The following is a 16,931-nucleotide window of genomic DNA, read 5'->3' on the forward strand; positions in this document are numbered from 1 at the left end:
GCGACTACCAGCGGTAGTGAGCGAAGGCGCGGTTAGCCTCAGCCATCTTGTGAATGTCCTCGCGACGCTTCACGGAAGCGCCCAGGCCGTTGGAGGCATCGAGGATCTCGTTGGCGAGACGCTCAACCATGGAGTTCTCGCGACGCTGGCGGCTGAAGGTGACGAGCCAACGCAGCGCCAGGGTGGTGGAACGGCCCGGACGGACGTCGACCGGGACCTGGTAGGTTGCGCCACCGACGCGGCGGGAACGAACCTCGAGGGCCGGCTTAACGTTGTCGAGTGCCTTCTTCAGGGTCAGGACCGGGTCGGTGCCGGTCTTCTCGCGGCACTGCTCGAGGGCACCGTAGACGATGCGCTCAGCGGTGGACTTCTTGCCGTCGATCAGGATCTTGTTGACCAGCTGGGAGACGAGGACGTCGCCGTACACCGGGTCCTTGACGAGTGGGCGCTGTGCTACTGGACCTTTACGTGGCATGGCTTACTTCTCCTTCTTGACGCCGTAGCGGGAACGTGCCTGCTTACGGTCCTTGACACCCTGGGTATCCAGAGCGCCACGGACGATCTTGTAGCGAACACCCGGGAGGTCCTTCACACGACCACCGCGGACGAGCACCATGGAGTGCTCCTGGAGGTTGTGGCCCTCACCTGGGATGTAAGCGGAGACCTCGATGCCGGAGGTCAGGCGGACACGGGCGACCTTACGCAGAGCCGAGTTCGGCTTCTTCGGGGTGGTGGTGTACACGCGGGTGCACACGCCACGACGCTGCGGGGAGCCCTTCAGACCGGCGGTCGCAACCTTGCCCGGCTTATCGTGGCGACCCTTGCGGATCAGCTGCTGAATAGTTGGCATAGATAGACTTTCTTCTTTGGGTTTTAAACTTGCAGAAGCCTCGGTATGTCGTGAACCCCCTGGCGGGGCACCCACTTGCCGAACTGAGCGAAAACACCCTTGAACAGCAAAAAATGGGGGCTCTTTTCCGGGGCCACTACCGTTTTGTATCACTCCGCGCACTCGGCACGAAGATCCCTGTATTAAGCACCCTCTGCCGTTTCCCATTCGGTACGCGCCATCGGAGCAATACAATCTACGCCGGTCAGAATACCGCAGTGAACGCTGGAAACCAAATGCGCTCGGAAGTGATTCCGGGCGCAACTCCAGGCGCATGTGCCGGTAGGCGGCTGCGGGGGACCCTGGCTGGCGCTAACTGCCCCAGCCCAGCCTCACATCCCCCCCCGGCCGCGCTGTCGCCTTATCCCTCACCGCGAGCTACATGCTGCAGCTCTGTGGAATATCCTTCTTGCCGCTCTTCCACTGCTTGAGCGCATCCTTCACCGCGCCGGCGTAGACCTTCGCGCCCTTTTCGCCTGGGTGGATGCCGTCGACGAAGTCGTCGTTCTCCTTCGCTGCCTCGCACCAGTTCGCGAGGTAAACGTTCGGAGTCTTCTTCGCCTCCGCGATGAGCTCCTCGTTGGCGTGCGCCATCCAGTCACGGTCACCGTAGGGCATCACGTAGATAATGACGCGATCCTTGCCCACGGCCTCCCGGATCTTCTTCAGCATCTCCGGGTCCCCCGCGCCGTCGGAGGGGCCATTGGTGCCCAGGCCGAGCACCACGAACTCGCGCAGCGTTCCGGCGTCCGACATCTGCTGCAGGATCGGCAGTGCCGCGATGTAGTGCCTGCTCTGTGCTGCGTCCACGGTCGTTCCAGGGAACTTCTCCTGCAGCGCGTCCACGGAGGCCAGCATCACGGAGTCACCGACCATGCTGATCTTGTTGCCGGAAGGCATCTTGCGATCCTCGACCGGGATCTTGCTGCCATCCTTCGGGACGGGCGGGGTGGTCTTCGCTGCTTCCTCGTTGGCCTTCTGCAGGCGCTCGGACTTTTCCTTCAGGTCCTTTTCCAGGCTCGACTCCGAAGGAGCGGTGGCCAGCCCGCAGGCGGTCAGCGCCCCCACGAGGACGACGGCGAATCCGACACTCAGTTTGCGCATCACTCCACCACTAAACCAGCCCTTGATCGTCTTGCGGTAACCGTGGCGCCGGAACGGGGTTTCGATGTGATTAAAGCTCCACTCGGAGATCAGAGCAGTAAGGATTACAGCCACGATGCCGATGAGCCAGTCGGGCGCCTTGGGGGCCAGCACCGGCAGAACCATCACGATCGGCCAGTGCCACAGGTAGATGGAGAAGGACCGGTGCCCCAGCCAGCGGAGCACCCGGATATTCATCCACTCGTCGATGGCATTATCGCCGCGCGCCAGCCCCATCACGACCACAGAGGTCAACAGGCTGGCGATGACCAGCCCGCCACGGTAGGTGAACGCACTTTCCGCGTGCACGGTCATCATCATCGCCACGAGCCCCACGAAGGCCAGGGCGGGGACCCAGTCCGCGAGCAGCTGATGCTTGAACCAGTTGAGGCGGCGCGGATGCGAGTCCGCGACCCGGGAACGCACCGGGGAGGTCAGCAGGAGTGCGACCAGCGAACCGAGCAGCAGACCAAAAGCGTGAGTATCCGTGCCGTAGTAGACCCGCGACGGGTCCTGCTGCGGATCGAAGATCACCGCCATCGCGACCATGGAGGCGACGGCCAACACCGCCGTCAGGACCGCCATGCGCGGGCGGAAGCGAGTCGCGTTGCGCCGCACGGCGAGCAGCACCAACCAGACCAGAATCGGCCAGATCAGGTAGTACTGCTCCTCAATCGCCAGCGACCAATAGTGTGCAGTGACCTGGATATCCGACTTCGCGAAATAGGACTCAGAGTTCGCGATCTGCACCCAGTTATTGACGAAGAACGCAGTACCTAAAAACTGGGCGCGCAGCTTCACCGCAAGATCGCCACCGATCGTCCCCACCACGGCCGTCGTCATGATGAGAACGAACAGGGCCAACGGGGCGATGCGCCGCAGGCGTCGCCTCCAGAAGACCCGGAAGCTCACGCCCTGGGTGAGGGCAACTTCGCGCAGCAGAATCGACGTGATGAGGAAGCCGGAGAGCACGAAGAAGACGTCCACGCCCATGAACCCGCCGGGCAGGATGTCGCCGAAGAAGTGGTACAGCACCACGGCTGCCACCGCGACCCCTCGCAGCCCGTCGAGACCCGCGATCTGACGAATTCGGACGTGCACTTCTACTCCCTCCGGCTCGAATTGCCACCAAGTGAGATTAGCACCACAGGCGGGCAATCTTGCAGCCAAAGAGAGGGCTTTATGGCCATGTTCAGTTAACGCCCAGCTCACCTTCCCGTCGCAGGCAGGCGAGAACCGTGCAGCAGGTTTTTAGCGGCGCTTCTTGCCGAAAGTTTTGGTGAAATTCAGGCCCGGGATGCCAGTTTGGATGCGGATCATCTGCTGCCCATTGGCCTTCTGGGTGATGCGGGCCGGGCCCAGCTTGTAGGAGCCACCCACCCCGCCACTGGAGACGTTGACGCGGCCGTTGCGGCCGACCTTCTTGGACTCACGAAAAAAGATTCCCATGGGGCAAGAGTCTAGCGGCTACATCTTCGTCCGACTCAACGGTGAATAATCTACGGCCCCCTCACCTTCCTGTGAGGGAAAACCGGCACCCGTGTCCGCACTGCGCGCTACAGTCTCCCCCATGATGACCACAACCCGTATTGGAAACGCCCAGCCAGCCTCAGGACGCACAACTTTGCACCGTTCGCCGCGTGCCGTCGCGATCGTCGCACCGTTGCTCGCAGCCGGCCTACTCTCCGGCTGCAATTCCGAGGACACCCCCAACGCCTCACAGCCCTCGACTCCGACCAGCACCACTGCATCCGAATCCTCGACCACGGCAAACACCGCTCCCGAAACCTCGAGTAGCTCGAGGAAGCCACAACCGTCCGACGCCGAAAAACCTCCCGTTCAGGACAGAAGCACTGCTTCGGCACGACCTCAGAGCGCGGGAGAATCGGAGGGTGAGGCGTCCCCGGTAGCAGGAAAGCCGACCCCGAACGCCGCACCCGCGGATACGCAGCCTGGGGATTATTGCGGGCAGGTAAAAACTCGTGATTTCTCGCAGCCCAGCGAGCCGGTGGTGAACCAGAAGGTATACGCAGTCACCGCCGGCACGGATTGCGCTGCGGGGTTGGAAGCAATGCAGGGGTACGCGAACGGCATGCCTTATGATGCTTATAACCACGGCAACGCCCAGATCGTGAAGATTCCCGGTGGCAATTGCTCAGCTCCGACGGCTGCGAGAGCTCAAGAAACTAATACGTCGATGAGCTGCGCGGGCGACTTCGGTGAGGTGAAGGTGCCACAGCACGGTTAGGGATCGGACAAGGCTTGCAGCCACGCCCAGTACCCCACAGAGGGCACTTTTCTGCAGCTAAAGCCGAATATTGCAGACGGAGTCCACAGCTCGCTGCGCAAGATCCATGGGTATCCGCGAAGCGCGCGACTCAACTATCCTCTTAGCCATGAACGACGACGCCCTCCGTTGCGATGACAACGACCGCAACCGCGCCCAAGCTCTCCTCCACGACGCACTTGGCCGAGGCCAGATCAGCATCGCGGAGTTCGACGAGCGGGTGCAGCAGTGCATCGTCGCCCAGACCCGTGGCGAGCTGCTCGTGCCGCTGACCGATCTCTTCCTCGACCCGCGCACGGCACTCTACGGCCACCCGACAACCCCCGCTGCCCCGCCGAGCCCGAGCACGCCCACGCAGCGGCCCGCACCCACGAACAATGGGCAAAGCTTCTGGGAGAAGCTCACCAACTTCAACCGCCCGGCGGTACCCACGCGATCCCCGGAAGAGGTCGCCTACTTCGCCAACCAGATGGTCACCGGCGAGAACCTGCCCAACAACAGGGTGCAGGCTCTATTCTCTGATCGCCGGCTCCACCACTGGACCGTGCCCGCCTACCAGGAGATCCGAGCGCACGCCGGAACAGTGACTGTCGACCTTCTCGCCGCGCGCCTGGCCTCGCACCACACCACCATCGACGTGGGGGCCGCATTCGGGGAGGTCAAGATCCTCGTTCCAGAGGGCATCCGCGTGCACATCGACACCGACGGTTCCTTCGGGGAGACGACCTTCAAGGTCGCCCGCGGCGCTGTCCCACCGGAGCAGCTCCCCGCGAACGCGCCGACGCTGCGCATCACGGGCTCGCACAACCTCGGCTCCGTCACCGTGCGCGTCTTGCGCCTGGACTAAGCGGGGCCGGCACTGCCGCACCCCTTCGCTCGTATCGGCGCTCATTTCCGCTGCGCCCGCTCCCCCATCCCCGAAGCCCCGTCCCCCCCTCCCCGCGCACAGCAAAAGGCCCCAGGGTTTTCAAACCCTGGGGCCTTAACGCTCTCGGTCTAAGCCCGAGATCCTAAGCCTTAGTGCAGGCCGAGGTCATCCAGCGGGACGGACGCGCCGGTGAACTCACCGTAGCCCTCGTCACCGTAGAAACCGTCACCGAAGGTGGACGGCAGCGTGAACGCCGCGGCACGAGCCTCCTCGGTCGGCTGGACCTGGATGTTGCGGTAGCGGGCGATACCCGTACCAGCCGGGATCAGCTTACCGATGATCACGTTCTCCTTGAGACCGATGAGCTTATCGGAACGCTTGTTGATCGCAGCGTCCGTCAGCACGCGAGTGGTCTCCTGGAAGGAAGCGGCGGACAGCCAGGACTCGGTTGCCAGGGAAGCCTTGGTGATACCCATGATCTCGGCGCGAACCTCGACCGGGCGGCCACCCGTCTTCACGGCCTCCTTCGACGCGGCCACCGCGTCGGAGTGATCCACCAGGGAGCCCGGCAGGTACTCCGTGGAACCGGAGTCGATGACCGTCACGCGACGCAGCATCTGGCGCACGATGATCTCGATGTGCTTGTCGTGAATAGCCACACCCTGATCGCGGTACACCTTCTGCACCTCGTTGATCAGGTGCTGCTGCACGCCACGGCGACCCATCACGCGAAGCACCTCGTGCGGATCCGCAGCGCCCTTCAGCAGCTGCTGGCCCATCTTCACGTGGTCACCGTCGCGGAGCGGACGCTCCACGCCACCGGTGCCCAGCGTTGCCAGACCCTGACGCTTCGACAGCTTCTCGTACACAACCTCCTCGGAACCATCGTCCGGGATGATCGTGAGGGTGAAGAACGCGTCGTCGTCCTCGATCTTGATCTTGCCGTCCACGGAAGCGATCGGGGACTTCGCCTTCGGAACACGAGCCTCGAACAGCTCCTGAACACGCGGCAGACCACCCGTAATATCGCCACCAACACCACCGAGGTGGAAGGTACGCATCGTCAGCTGGGTACCCGGCTCACCAATGGACTGGGCAGCCACGATACCGACAGCCTCGCCGATCTCGACCTTCTTACCCGTCGCCATGGACTTGCCGTAGCAGGTGGAGCACACGCCGGTGGCGGTGCCACAGGTCATGACAGAACGAGCCTTGACGGTCTCCACACCAGCCTTGACCAGCTCAGCCAGCTCCAGCTCGCCGATGATCGCACCGGCCTCGCACACAACCTCGCCGTTCGCGCCGATGGCGTCGGCAGCCAAGAAGCGGCCCAGCACGGAGGTCTCGACGAAGTCCGCGCGAGCGAACTCGCCGGTCTTCTCGCCGTTGGCGTCCAGCACCGGGGTGCAGACGTCCAGGACAACGCCCTGCTTGGTGCCACAGTCGTCCTCGCGGACGATGACGTCCTGCGCGACGTCCACCAGACGACGGGTGAGGTAACCGGAGTCAGCGGTACGCAGTGCCGTATCCGCCAGACCCTTACGGGAACCGTGGGAGTTATTGAAGTACTCGAGCACGGACAGGCCCTCACGGAAGGAGGTCTTCACCGGGCGGGTGATGTAGTCACCGCGGGAGTTCGTGACCATGCCCTTCATGCCGGCCAGGGTCCAGATCTGGCGCATGTTACCGGCAGCACCGGACTTCACGATCATCGGGATCGGGTTGTCATCCGGGTAGAGCTTCTCCACCGACTCACCGACGAAGTCCGTTGCTTCCTTCCACAGGTCAACCAGGGACTGGTAGCGCTCGGACTCGTTGATCTTGCCTCGGGCCAGCTTCTTCTCGATGCGCTGTGCCTTGGCCTCGTACTCGTCGAGGATCTCCTGCTTATTCGGCAGAACCAGCACGTCGTGCATGGTGATGGTCACACCGGAGCGGGTTGCCCAGTAGAAGCCAGCGTCCTTCAGCTTGTCCACCGTCTGCGCGACGGTGATCATCGGGTACTTCGCTGCCAGGTCGTTAATGACGACGGCCTGGTTCTTCTTGTCCATCACGCCTTCGACGTACGGGTAGTTCCACGGCAGCAGCTCGTTGAACTGCACGCGCCCCAGGGTGGTCTCGGCGGTCCAGGTCTGGCCCTTCTGCCAACCATCCGGGAACTGCTCCGCCTCAACCTCAGCCGGCGGGCGGAGGTGGTCGATGCGGACGTGGATCGGTGCCTGCAGGCCAAGCACACCACGGTCGTAGGCCATGATGGCCTCCGCCAGGGAGGTGTACACGCCGGTTGCCGGGCCCTGGTCGGTGGCCTCGGTGAAGGCACCCTGGCCGCCGAACTCCTCCTTGCCCTTGGTCAGGGTCAGGTAGTACAGGCCGGTGACCATGTCCAGACGCGGCATAGCCAGCGGCTTACCGGAGGCCGGGGACAGGATGTTGTTGGAAGCCAGCATCAGGATGCGGGCCTCAGCCTGTGCCTCGTCGGACAGCGGCAGGTGGACTGCCATCTGGTCACCATCGAAGTCCGCGTTGAAGGCCTCACAGGCCAGCGGGTGCAGCTGAATAGCCTTACCCTCAATCAGCACGGGCTCGAAGGCCTGGATACCCAGGCGGTGCAGCGTTGGTGCACGGTTCAGCATGACCGGGTGCTCGGCGATGGCCTCTTCCAGAACATCCCACACCTCTGGGCGCTGGCGCTCAACCATGCGCTTCGCGGACTTGATGTTCTGCGCGTAGGACTTCTCCACCAGGCGCTTCATCACGAAAGGCTTGAACAGCTCCAGGGCCATCAGCTTCGGCAGACCACACTGGTGCAGCTTCAGCTGCGGACCAACGATAATCACCGAACGGCCGGAGTAGTCCACGCGCTTACCCAGCAGGTTCTGGCGGAAGCGGCCCTGCTTACCCTTCAGCAGGTCGGAGAGGGACTTCAGCGGACGGTTGCCCGGGCCGGTGACCGGACGGCCGCGGCGGCCGTTGTCGAACAGCGCGTCCACAGACTCCTGCAGCATGCGCTTCTCGTTGTTCACGATGATCTCAGGGGCGCCGAGATCCAGCATGCGCTTCAGGCGGTTGTTGCGGTTGATGACGCGACGGTACAGGTCGTTCAGGTCGGAGGTCGCGAAGCGGCCACCGTCCAGCTGAACCATCGGGCGCAGCTCCGGCGGGATAACCGGGATGCAGTCCAGGACCATGCCGGCCGGGTCGTTGCCGGAGCGCAGGAACGCAGCGACAACCTTCAGGCGCTTCAGGGCGCGCAGCTTGCGCTGGCCCTTGCCGTCGCGGATGACCTCACGCAGGGACTCGGCCTCGGCCTCGAGGTCGAAGTTGCGGATCAGGGTCTGGATAGCCTCCGCGCCCATGCCGCCGGTGAAGTAATCCTCGTAGCGGTCGAGCAGCTCCTCGTAGAGGGTCTCGTCCGCGATCATCTGCTTCGGGGCGAGCTTGACGAAGGTGTTCCAGATCTCGTCGAGGCGCTCCACCTCGCGCTCAGCGCGCTCACGGATGTGGCGCATCTCGCGGTCAGCGGCGTTCTGCACCTTCTTCTTGGCGTCGGCCTTCGCGCCGGCAGCCTCGAGCTCCGCGAGGTCCTCCTCGAGAGTCTTGGCACGGTCGGCCAGGTCAGCGTCGCGCTCCTGCTCGACCTCCTTCTTCTCGAGCAGCATCTCTGCCTCGAGGGTCGTCTGGTCGCTGTGACGAGCCTCCTCATCGACAGAGGTGATGATGTTGGCTGCGAAGTAGATGATCTTCTCGAGATCCTTCGGGGCCAGATCCAGCAGGTAGCCGAGGCGGGACGGAACGCCCTTGAAGTACCAAATGTGGGTCACCGGAGCGGCCAGCTCGATGTGGCCCATGCGCTCACGGCGAACCTTGGACTTGGTCACCTCGACGCCACAGCGCTCACAGATGATGCCCTTGTAGCGGACACGCTTGTACTTACCGCAGGAGCACTCCCAGTCGCGGGTCGGCCCGAAAATGCGCTCGCAGAACAGACCGTCCTTCTCTGGCTTGAGGGTGCGGTAGTTGATCGTCTCGGGCTTCTTTACCTCGCCGCGCGACCAGCGACGGATGTCATCGGCCGTGGCCAGGCCAATGCGTAGTTCGTCGAAGAAGTTGACGTCCAGCACGTGGACTTCCTTTCCCCTCCAAGAATGTGGAGGGCCATTGTGGGTGAACCTAGGTCAGAATCTGAAAGTGCGCGAAGCCTTGAGCGTTAGCCGACGTCGATGTCGGCGTCTGGACGCTCATCGCGCTGCAGGTTAATACCCAGCGCTGCGTTTGCGGACTCAAGCTCGTCGTCATCATCGGAGGACAGCTCCATTGGGGTGCCGTCCGCAGCCAGAACCTCAACGTTTAGGCACAGGGACTGCAGCTCCTTGAGGAGGACCTTGAAGGACTCTGGGATACCCGGATCCGGGATGTTCTCGCCCTTCACGATCGCCTCGTAGACCTTCACGCGGCCCACCACGTCATCGGACTTGATGGTCAGAAGCTCCTGCAGGGTGTAGGCGGCACCGTATGCCTGCATTGCCCACACCTCCATCTCGCCGAAGCGCTGGCCACCGAACTGGGCCTTACCACCCAGCGGCTGCTGGGTAATCATGGGGTAAGGACCGGTGGAACGGGCGTGAATCTTCTCGTCGACCAGGTGGTGCAGCTTCAGCATGTACATGTAGCCCACGGAGATCGGGTGCTCGTATGGCTCACCAGTACGGCCGTCGATCAGCTGCGCCTTACCGAAGTCATCCACCAGGCGGATACCGTCGCGGTTCGGGCGCGAGGAGCGCAGCAGACCGGACAGCTCGGCGTTGGACGCACCGTCGAACACCGGGGTGGAGGTCAGGGAGTCGGCCGGAACGTCGTAGAGATCCTCCGGCAGCGTCTCCAGCATGGCCTTGATCTTCGGGTCCTCGGAGTTGGTGTCGACCTGCCAACCGGCCTTCGCCAGCCAGCCCAGGTGCACCTCCAGGACCTGACCAATGTTCATACGACGCGGCACACCGTGGGTGTTCAGGATGATGTCCACCGGGGTACCGTCCGGCAGGAACGGCATGTCCTCCTGCGGCAGGATCTTGCCGACGACACCCTTGTTGCCGTGGCGGCCGGCGAGCTTATCGCCGTCCTGGATCTTGCGCTTCTGGGCGACGTAGACGCGAACCATCTCGTTGACGCCAGCGGCGAGGTCGTCGTCGTCCTCACGGGAGAAGACGCGCACGCCGATGACCTTGCCGGTCTCACCGTGCGGGACCTTCATGGAGGTATCGCGAACCTCGCGGGCCTTCTCACCGAAGATGGCGCGCAGCAGGCGCTCCTCCGGGGTCAGCTCCGTCTCACCCTTCGGGGTGACCTTACCGACGAGGATGTCACCGTCGCGGACGTCCGCACCGATGCGGACGATACCGCGCTCATCCAGGTCAGCAAGGACGTCCTCGCCGACGTTCGGGATGTCGCGGGTGATCTCCTCCGGGCCCAGCTTGGTGTCGCGGGCGTCGATCTCGTACTCCTCGATGTGGATCGAGGTCAGCACGTCTTCCTCAACCATGCGCTGGGAGAGGATGATCGCATCCTCGTAGTTGTGGCCCTCCCACGGCATGAAGGCGACGAGCAGGTTCTTACCCAGCGCCATCTCACCGTTATCGGTGCCCGGACCGTCGGCGATGACCTGGCCGGCCTCGACGCGGTCGCCCTGATTGACCAGCGGCTTCTGGTTGTAGCTGGTGCCCTGGTTGGTGCGCTCGAACTTGCGCAGCATGAAGGTATCGCGGATGCCCTCATCGTCCATGATGGTGATGTAGTCAGCGGAGACGTACTCCACCACACCAGCCTTCGGGGCGATGATCAGGTCACCGGCGTCGTACGCAGCGCGCTGCTCGATACCGGTACCGACGTACGGGGCCTCGGCGCGCAGCAGTGGCACAGCCTGACGCTGCATGTTCGCACCCATGAGGGCACGGTTGGCGTCGTCGTGCTCCAGGAACGGAATCATCGCGGTTGCGACGGAGACCATCTGGCGCGGGGAGACGTCCATGTAATCCACCTGGCTTGCCGGGACGACCTCCACGTCGCCGCCGCGCAGACGGACCTCAATCTGGTCCTCAGTGAACTTCATGTCCGCATCGAACGGCGTATTCGCCTGAGCGATGACGTGACGGTCCTCTTCATCCGCGGTGAAGTACTCGACCTCGTCGGTGATCTGACCATCGACGACGCGGCGGTACGGCGTCTCGATGAAGCCGAACGGGTTCACGCGGGCGTAGGAGGACAGGGAACCGATCAGACCAATGTTCGGGCCCTCTGGGGTCTCAATCGGGCACATGCGGCCGTAGTGAGACGGGTGAACGTCGCGAACCTCGAGGCCAGCGCGCTCACGGGACAGACCACCCGGACCCAGCGCGGACAGACGGCGCTTGTGGGTCAGGCCGGACAGGGAGTTGTTCTGGTCCATGAACTGGGACAGCTGCGAGGTACCGAAGAACTCGCGGATCGCTGCCGAGACCGGACGCACGTTGATCAGGGAGGTCGGGGTGATGGACTCGGCGTCCTGCGTGGTCATGCGCTCGCGGACGACGCGCTCCATGCGGGACAGCCCAACCCGGACCTGGTTCTGGATCAGCTCGCCGACCGTACGCAGGCGGCGGTTACCGAAGTGGTCGATGTCGTCGACCTCGATCGGGATCTCCACGCCCTCCGGGGAGGTCATGGTGCGCTCGCCAGCGTGCAGGCGGACGAGGTACTCGATCGTGGTGAGGATGTCTTCCTCGGTGAGTGTCATGGCGCCGTCGGTGTCGCCACCGAGGCCGAGCTTGCGGTTGACCTTGTAGCGGCCGACCTTCGCCAGGTCGTAGCGCTTCGGGCGGAAGAAGGAGTTCTCCAGCAGGGCCTGCGCGGAGTCGCGGGTCGGGGACTCGCCTGGACGCTGCTTGCGGTAGATCTCCAGCAGTGCCTCGTCCGTGTTCTCGACGCCATCCTTCTCGAGGGTGGACATCATGATCTCGGAGAAGCCGAAGCGGTCGGTGATCTCCTGGGTGGTCAGGCCGAGGGCCTTCAGCAGGACGGTCACCGGCTGGCGACGCTTACGGTCGATGCGGACGCCGACGGTGTCGCGCTTGTCGACGTCGAACTCCAGCCATGCACCGCGGGACGGGATGACCTTCACGCCGTGCAGCGGGCGCTCGGTGGAGGTGTCGATCGACTCGTCGAAGTACACGCCCGGGGAGCGGACCAGCTGGGAGACGACGACGCGCTCGGTGCCGTTGATGATGAAGGTGCCCTTGTCGGTCATCATCGGGAAGTCGCCGATGAAGACGGTCTGGGACTTAATTTCGCCGGACTGGGCGTTGGTGAACTCCGCGGTCACGTACAGCGGTGCCGCGTAGTTGATGTCCTTTTCCTTGGCCTCGTCGATGGAGGTCTTCACGTCGTCGAAGCGTGGCTCCGAGAGCGTGAGGGACATGTTTTCCGAATAATCCTCAATGGGGGACAGCTCTTCGAGGATGTCCTCCAGTCCGCTCGTGACGCGGACTCCCTCCCCAGCCTCGGCCTGCCTGCGGGCGCGCCACTCCGGGGCGCCGACGAGCCAGGCGAAGGACTCTCGTTGGAGGTCAAGAAGGCCTGGAACCTCGATCGGTGCGTCGATCTTCGCGAAAGAGTAGCGAGTCGAAGCTCCGGGGATTCCGGCCACTGAACTTGTCTGGCGGGAGACTGCCAAGATGGGTCCTTCCAGCACTAAGCGTTTCTCCTTGCCTGGGTGGAGCCAGGCTGGGAAACGGTTGCGTGAGCGTACGATTTTTCGTGGTGGTCTATATCGGTGGTGTTACTCTGAACGCCGGATAAGCAGGAATGCCTAAAGGACCTTGTCAAATCCGCTTTCCCGCAGTCTGTAACTGCTGGAGGGAAGCTCATTGCCAAGGCCGATTGTTGGTGAGATCATCATCTCTCAACTCGCCTGCCCACAAGGGTTCAGAATTTAACCAGCGCAACGAACTACCATATAGTAGTAGCCCCCAAATGTCCACCCCCGTGGATACTGATCAGGCTGATAGTATCTGTCCGCTTCGGCGGGCGCAAAATTACACGCTTGTAGCCCGGCGCTTGCGCTCACGGCGCAGCGCCACCACCAGTGCGGCGAGCAGCAGGATCACGCCGGCCCAGAACACCCCACGACCCCACTTCTCCGTGGAACGCTTGCCACCGAGCTCGTCTGCCTGGTCCAACATCTGGCGCTCATTGGCCTCGGTCGTGCGGCCTTCAAAGGTCAGCAGGGGCTCCACCGCCTTCCCTTCGGCGTTGCGGTATTCGTCCTGGATGTGCTCCTCGATGCCGACGATCATGCCGGACTCCGGCTCCACCGCCAGCTCGCGCCAGCCACCGTGATACAGCTCCGCACGGTCGCCGTCCTTGACGATGGCGTTGCGGATGCCGCTGTAGTGGGAGCTGACCTTTTCCGCCGGAATCTCCTGACGGAAGAGGTAGATCTCCTTCTCCTCACCGCTAGAGGTTTCCCGACGCTCAGTGCCCCGGAACTCCGCCGGGTAGGCATGACGGGCGGTCCAGTCGAAGTACTCGTAGCTCTGCTGCTGGGTATCCACGGGGAACTTCGCCCAGGACCCCTCCAGCTCCACAGACTTCGGCGGGGTCGCCGGGGAATCTGCGACCTTGGCCTCCCCCACCGCCTCACCGTTCGTCCGGTTCAGCCGATAGCTATAAACCTGCGCATCCAGCAGGGACTCCAGATCATCGTCCACGTTGGTGCGAGCGTTGGAGACGCCGACGCGCACCGTCGCCTCCTCCTCCGTCGCCGGCTGGCCCAGTTGCATGTTGAACTGGCGGGCCACCGGAGCCTGGATGGGCTCATCCTCCCCCACGCCCAGATAACCCGGCCCCACGGTCGCATCCTTGTCTTCCAAGGTGAAAGTGGTGTGCTGCAGCCCCAGCGGCACCGGCCGCTCCTCGGGGAAGAGCCGTGGCAGGAGCACGCCCGCCACGATCATGGCGCTGGCCAGGCCGAGCACAAACACAGCAACGATACGGGACTTCGAGTTCATGCTGAACATGCTACAGCAGCCCGCAGACACGCTGTTTTTTCTTTGAAAAGTGGCTCTGCGCAGCAACAAAAACCGCCCCGGCAAGGCGAACCTTGCGGGGCGGTGAATCACGCGGCCGCTGTGCGCGGCAACTGGATTACTTGAGGGAGACCTTTGCGCCGGCCTCTTCCAGCTTAGTCTTAGCTGCCTCAGCGTCCTCCTTGGAAGCGCCCTCGAGCAGAGCCTTCGGAGCAGCCTCAACGAGCTCCTTAGCCTCCTTCAGACCCAGGCCGGAGACGACCTCGCGGACGACCTTAATGACGCCGATCTTCTTAGCGCCTGCGTCCTCCAGGACGACGTCGAACTCGTCCTTCTCCTCAGCAGCAGCGCCGCCCTCAGCGCCACCAGCAGCTGCAACAGCAGCAACCGGAGCAGCAGCGGTGACGTCGAAGGTCTCCTCGAACAGCTTGACGAACTCAGAGAGCTCGATCAGGGTCATCTCCTTGAAGGCATCCAGCAGCTCTTCGTTGGTGAACTTAGCCATAATAGGCATCCTTTCGTGTTGTGCCGCCTGGGCAATCGACCCTGCGGCGAAGTGTTTTTAAAAGTTTTTACTGTGGTGGACCGGCTTGTGGTCCAGCGCGGTGGCACACCGTGCCCTCGCGCCCAGCGTGGCGGAACTAGTCCTTCTTCTCCTGCAGGGCAGCCGCGAGGCGTGCAACCTGGGACGCAGGAGCGTTGAACAGTCCAGCAGCCTTTGCCAAGGAACCCTGGAGAGCACCGGCCAGCTTGGCCAGGGTGGTCTCGCGGTTGTCCAGGTCGGCGATAGCCATGACCTGCTCAGCGGACAGCGCAGCGCCGTCCATGTTCCCGCCCTTGACGACGAAAGCATCGTGATCCTTGCCGAAATCCTTCATGGCCTTAGCTGCGTCAACAGCCTCGCCCTTGATGAAAGCAACAGCGGTAGGACCAGTCAGCAGGGATTCGTCAATCTCAACGCCGGCTTCCTTAGCAGCCAGCTTGAGCAGGGTGTTCTTGGCGACGGAGTAGGTGACATCCTGACCCAGCGCGCGACGAAGCTCGGTGGTCTCAACCACGGACAGACCGCGGTATTCGGTCAGCACGGTGGCGTCTGCTTCCTCGAAGCGTGCCTTGAGCTCCTGCAGCGCTGCAGTGTTCTTTGGATTAGCCATACTCTCGCCTCCTTCCTGATGTTCTGGTGTACGTGTGTACGTGCACCGGCGATCGAAACGAAGGAAACACTTTCACAACGACAAAGCGCCCCGTACCCGCAGGGGGCAACGGGGCGCTTCTGGAACCGCAGCTCGCTGGCGTAAACCTAGCGGCGCGATACAAAACGTCTCGTGTTACCTGCGTGGGCCGTCATCATGACGATGATCCTTCAACCCGGGAGCGCTCGCACGAGCTTGCTGATCAGATCAGCACGGCTGGAAAGCGTTTTCCCAAGTGACCGACGGTCTTCGGTGAAACTTTGAAACATATCAAAACTTCGCCTGACAGCTTAACGCCCAGCAGCCGAAAGACCAAATCGGCCTAGGCGGCATCGCGGTACTGCTCAGGTTCTTCCCCACGGCGTTTCATCTGGTGCCAATGCTGGCGTGCTGCCTCCTGGGACCGCTGGCTCCACGCACCATCCCAGTCGTGCTCCCCGGTCCCATCGGCGTTCTCGTCGTAATCCTCATTGCGCGAGTACAGCCGCTGCCGTTCGCGCGCCCCGTGGGTCAACCGCCGGACCGCGGAGTCCGAATTGAAACTCGAACCCAGGGCCCCGGCGGTCACGCCCATGGATGCAGCGAGCCAGGAAATCCTGGCATAAGTGCCCACGGTGACCGGCTCACCCAGCACCTTCGTCATGAAGTCTGGGGCAATTATCGCACCGGCGCCGGCGAAAATGATGAGGAAAAGGATGGCATACATCCCCAGAACAGCGAACGCGAGCGTGAGAAGCGTCGAACCGTTGTACAGCGCAATGACCCGCTTGAAAGATTTTGCGCTGGGCTTATCCCAGAGGCTGTTATCCAGCAGTAGCCACAGAATCATGGCTAGCACCGCAACGATATTGACCACGGCCAGGCGGGTGATGGTGAGGTAGTCCGCCATTTCCCAAATAGAGCTGTAGAAGATGCCGAAGGCGCCGACCCCGATGCCCGCAGCCAGCGCACCGGACAGCGCCCCGAGGGAGTGGCGCGGCTGATTTGTGGAGATCATGCCGAGCATCGTCTTGAACTTGTTCTTTTCCTCCCTCGTCGACTGCTCCCTTTCGCCCTGGGAGGACGCCAGGTAGTCGCGGTATTCCCCAATCACGCGCGCTATTTCCTGGGCCAGTCCGTCGCGGGCGCCGAGCATCCCGAGCGTGGGGTAGCTGATCACCGCCACATCCTGATTCGGATAAAGCTCACTTCTCAACACGGTGGCACCACTAAAGCGCGGCAGCTCGGTGACGAGCAGCTGCAAATCCGCGGGGCTCCTGCCGCTCGGAACATCCGGCGCGATCAGGGAGCGGTTGGGATCCATGAGCAGCAGTTCGGTGTCGAGGTTAAAGCTGCAATCCTCTGGCAAGTCCGCGCTATCAAGAACCTTCGACACTTGGGCAGACACCAGCCCAGGGTCCGCGACGATGCGCACTGAAAGCTGGGAAGTTTTATCGCTTGGGGTGGACTCTGAGATCTGGTGGCCTTCCATAGTCATTACTCCCCAGGCTAGGTC

General features: G+C 62.9%; 11 protein-coding genes. 1 reads left to right on the forward strand and 10 read right to left on the reverse strand.

Annotated elements, in window-relative coordinates; all coding sequences use genetic code 11:
* Window positions 1-4: 4 nt before the first annotated feature.
* The 4 genes from rpsG to HMPREF3097_RS03825 form a co-directional block, all read right to left on the reverse strand.
* Window positions 5-475 carry a 30S ribosomal protein S7 gene (rpsG, locus tag HMPREF3097_RS03810; RefSeq protein ID WP_070758475.1) on the reverse strand — a complete coding sequence of 157 codons (471 nt, stop codon included), beginning with the start codon at window positions 473-475 and terminating at the stop codon, window positions 5-7.
* A gap of 3 nt (window positions 476-478) precedes the next feature.
* A complete protein-coding gene (gene rpsL / locus HMPREF3097_RS03815; RefSeq protein WP_070758476.1) occupies window positions 479-850 on the reverse strand; it encodes a 30S ribosomal protein S12 in 372 nt (123 codons plus the stop codon).
* A 417-nt stretch (window positions 851-1,267) separates the two neighbouring features.
* A complete protein-coding gene (locus tag HMPREF3097_RS03820; protein ID WP_246821264.1) occupies window positions 1,268-3,133 on the reverse strand; it encodes an acyltransferase family protein in 1,866 nt (621 codons plus the stop codon).
* Between the two features lie 150 nt (window positions 3,134-3,283).
* Complete coding sequence (locus tag HMPREF3097_RS03825) at window positions 3,284-3,481, reverse strand: DUF4236 domain-containing protein (protein WP_015381224.1); 198 nt, start codon at window positions 3,479-3,481, stop codon at window positions 3,284-3,286.
* Between the two features lie 947 nt (window positions 3,482-4,428).
* Here HMPREF3097_RS03825 and HMPREF3097_RS03835 point away from each other — a divergent pair.
* A complete protein-coding gene (locus HMPREF3097_RS03835; RefSeq protein ID WP_070758482.1) occupies window positions 4,429-5,166 on the forward strand; it encodes a DUF1707 SHOCT-like domain-containing protein in 738 nt (245 codons plus the stop codon).
* A 170-nt stretch (window positions 5,167-5,336) separates the two neighbouring features.
* Here HMPREF3097_RS03835 and HMPREF3097_RS03840 read toward each other — a convergent pair whose 3' ends face one another.
* From HMPREF3097_RS03840 to HMPREF3097_RS03865, 6 genes are all read right to left on the reverse strand, one after another.
* A complete protein-coding gene (locus HMPREF3097_RS03840; RefSeq protein WP_070761050.1) occupies window positions 5,337-9,308 on the reverse strand; it encodes a DNA-directed RNA polymerase subunit beta' in 3,972 nt (1,323 codons plus the stop codon).
* Between the two features lie 86 nt (window positions 9,309-9,394).
* Window positions 9,395-12,907, reverse strand: coding sequence for a DNA-directed RNA polymerase subunit beta (locus tag HMPREF3097_RS03845; protein ID WP_070761052.1), 3,513 nt, complete (start codon window positions 12,905-12,907; stop codon window positions 9,395-9,397).
* Window positions 12,908-13,250: 343 nt separating this feature from the next.
* Window positions 13,251-14,225 carry a cell envelope lipid trafficking protein PgfA gene (locus HMPREF3097_RS03850; RefSeq protein ID WP_246821265.1) on the reverse strand — a complete coding sequence of 325 codons (975 nt, stop codon included), beginning with the start codon at window positions 14,223-14,225 and terminating at the stop codon, window positions 13,251-13,253.
* 136 nt (window positions 14,226-14,361) lie between these two features.
* Window positions 14,362-14,748: a 50S ribosomal protein L7/L12 gene (gene rplL / locus HMPREF3097_RS03855; protein WP_070761056.1), complete on the reverse strand. Its 387-nt coding sequence runs from the start codon at window positions 14,746-14,748 to the stop codon at window positions 14,362-14,364.
* 136 nt (window positions 14,749-14,884) lie between these two features.
* On the reverse strand, window positions 14,885-15,397 hold the full coding sequence (gene rplJ, locus HMPREF3097_RS03860; RefSeq protein ID WP_070761058.1) for a 50S ribosomal protein L10: 513 nt from the start codon (window positions 15,395-15,397) through the stop codon (window positions 14,885-14,887).
* Window positions 15,398-15,758: 361 nt separating this feature from the next.
* A complete protein-coding gene (locus HMPREF3097_RS03865) occupies window positions 15,759-16,913 on the reverse strand; it encodes a hypothetical protein (RefSeq protein WP_070761060.1) in 1,155 nt (384 codons plus the stop codon).
* Window positions 16,914-16,931 lie beyond the last annotated feature (18 nt).

Origin of the sequence: Corynebacterium sp. HMSC27B11 (assembly GCF_001815985.1) — a bacterium.
Lineage (GTDB): Bacteria > Actinomycetota > Actinomycetes > Mycobacteriales > Mycobacteriaceae > Corynebacterium.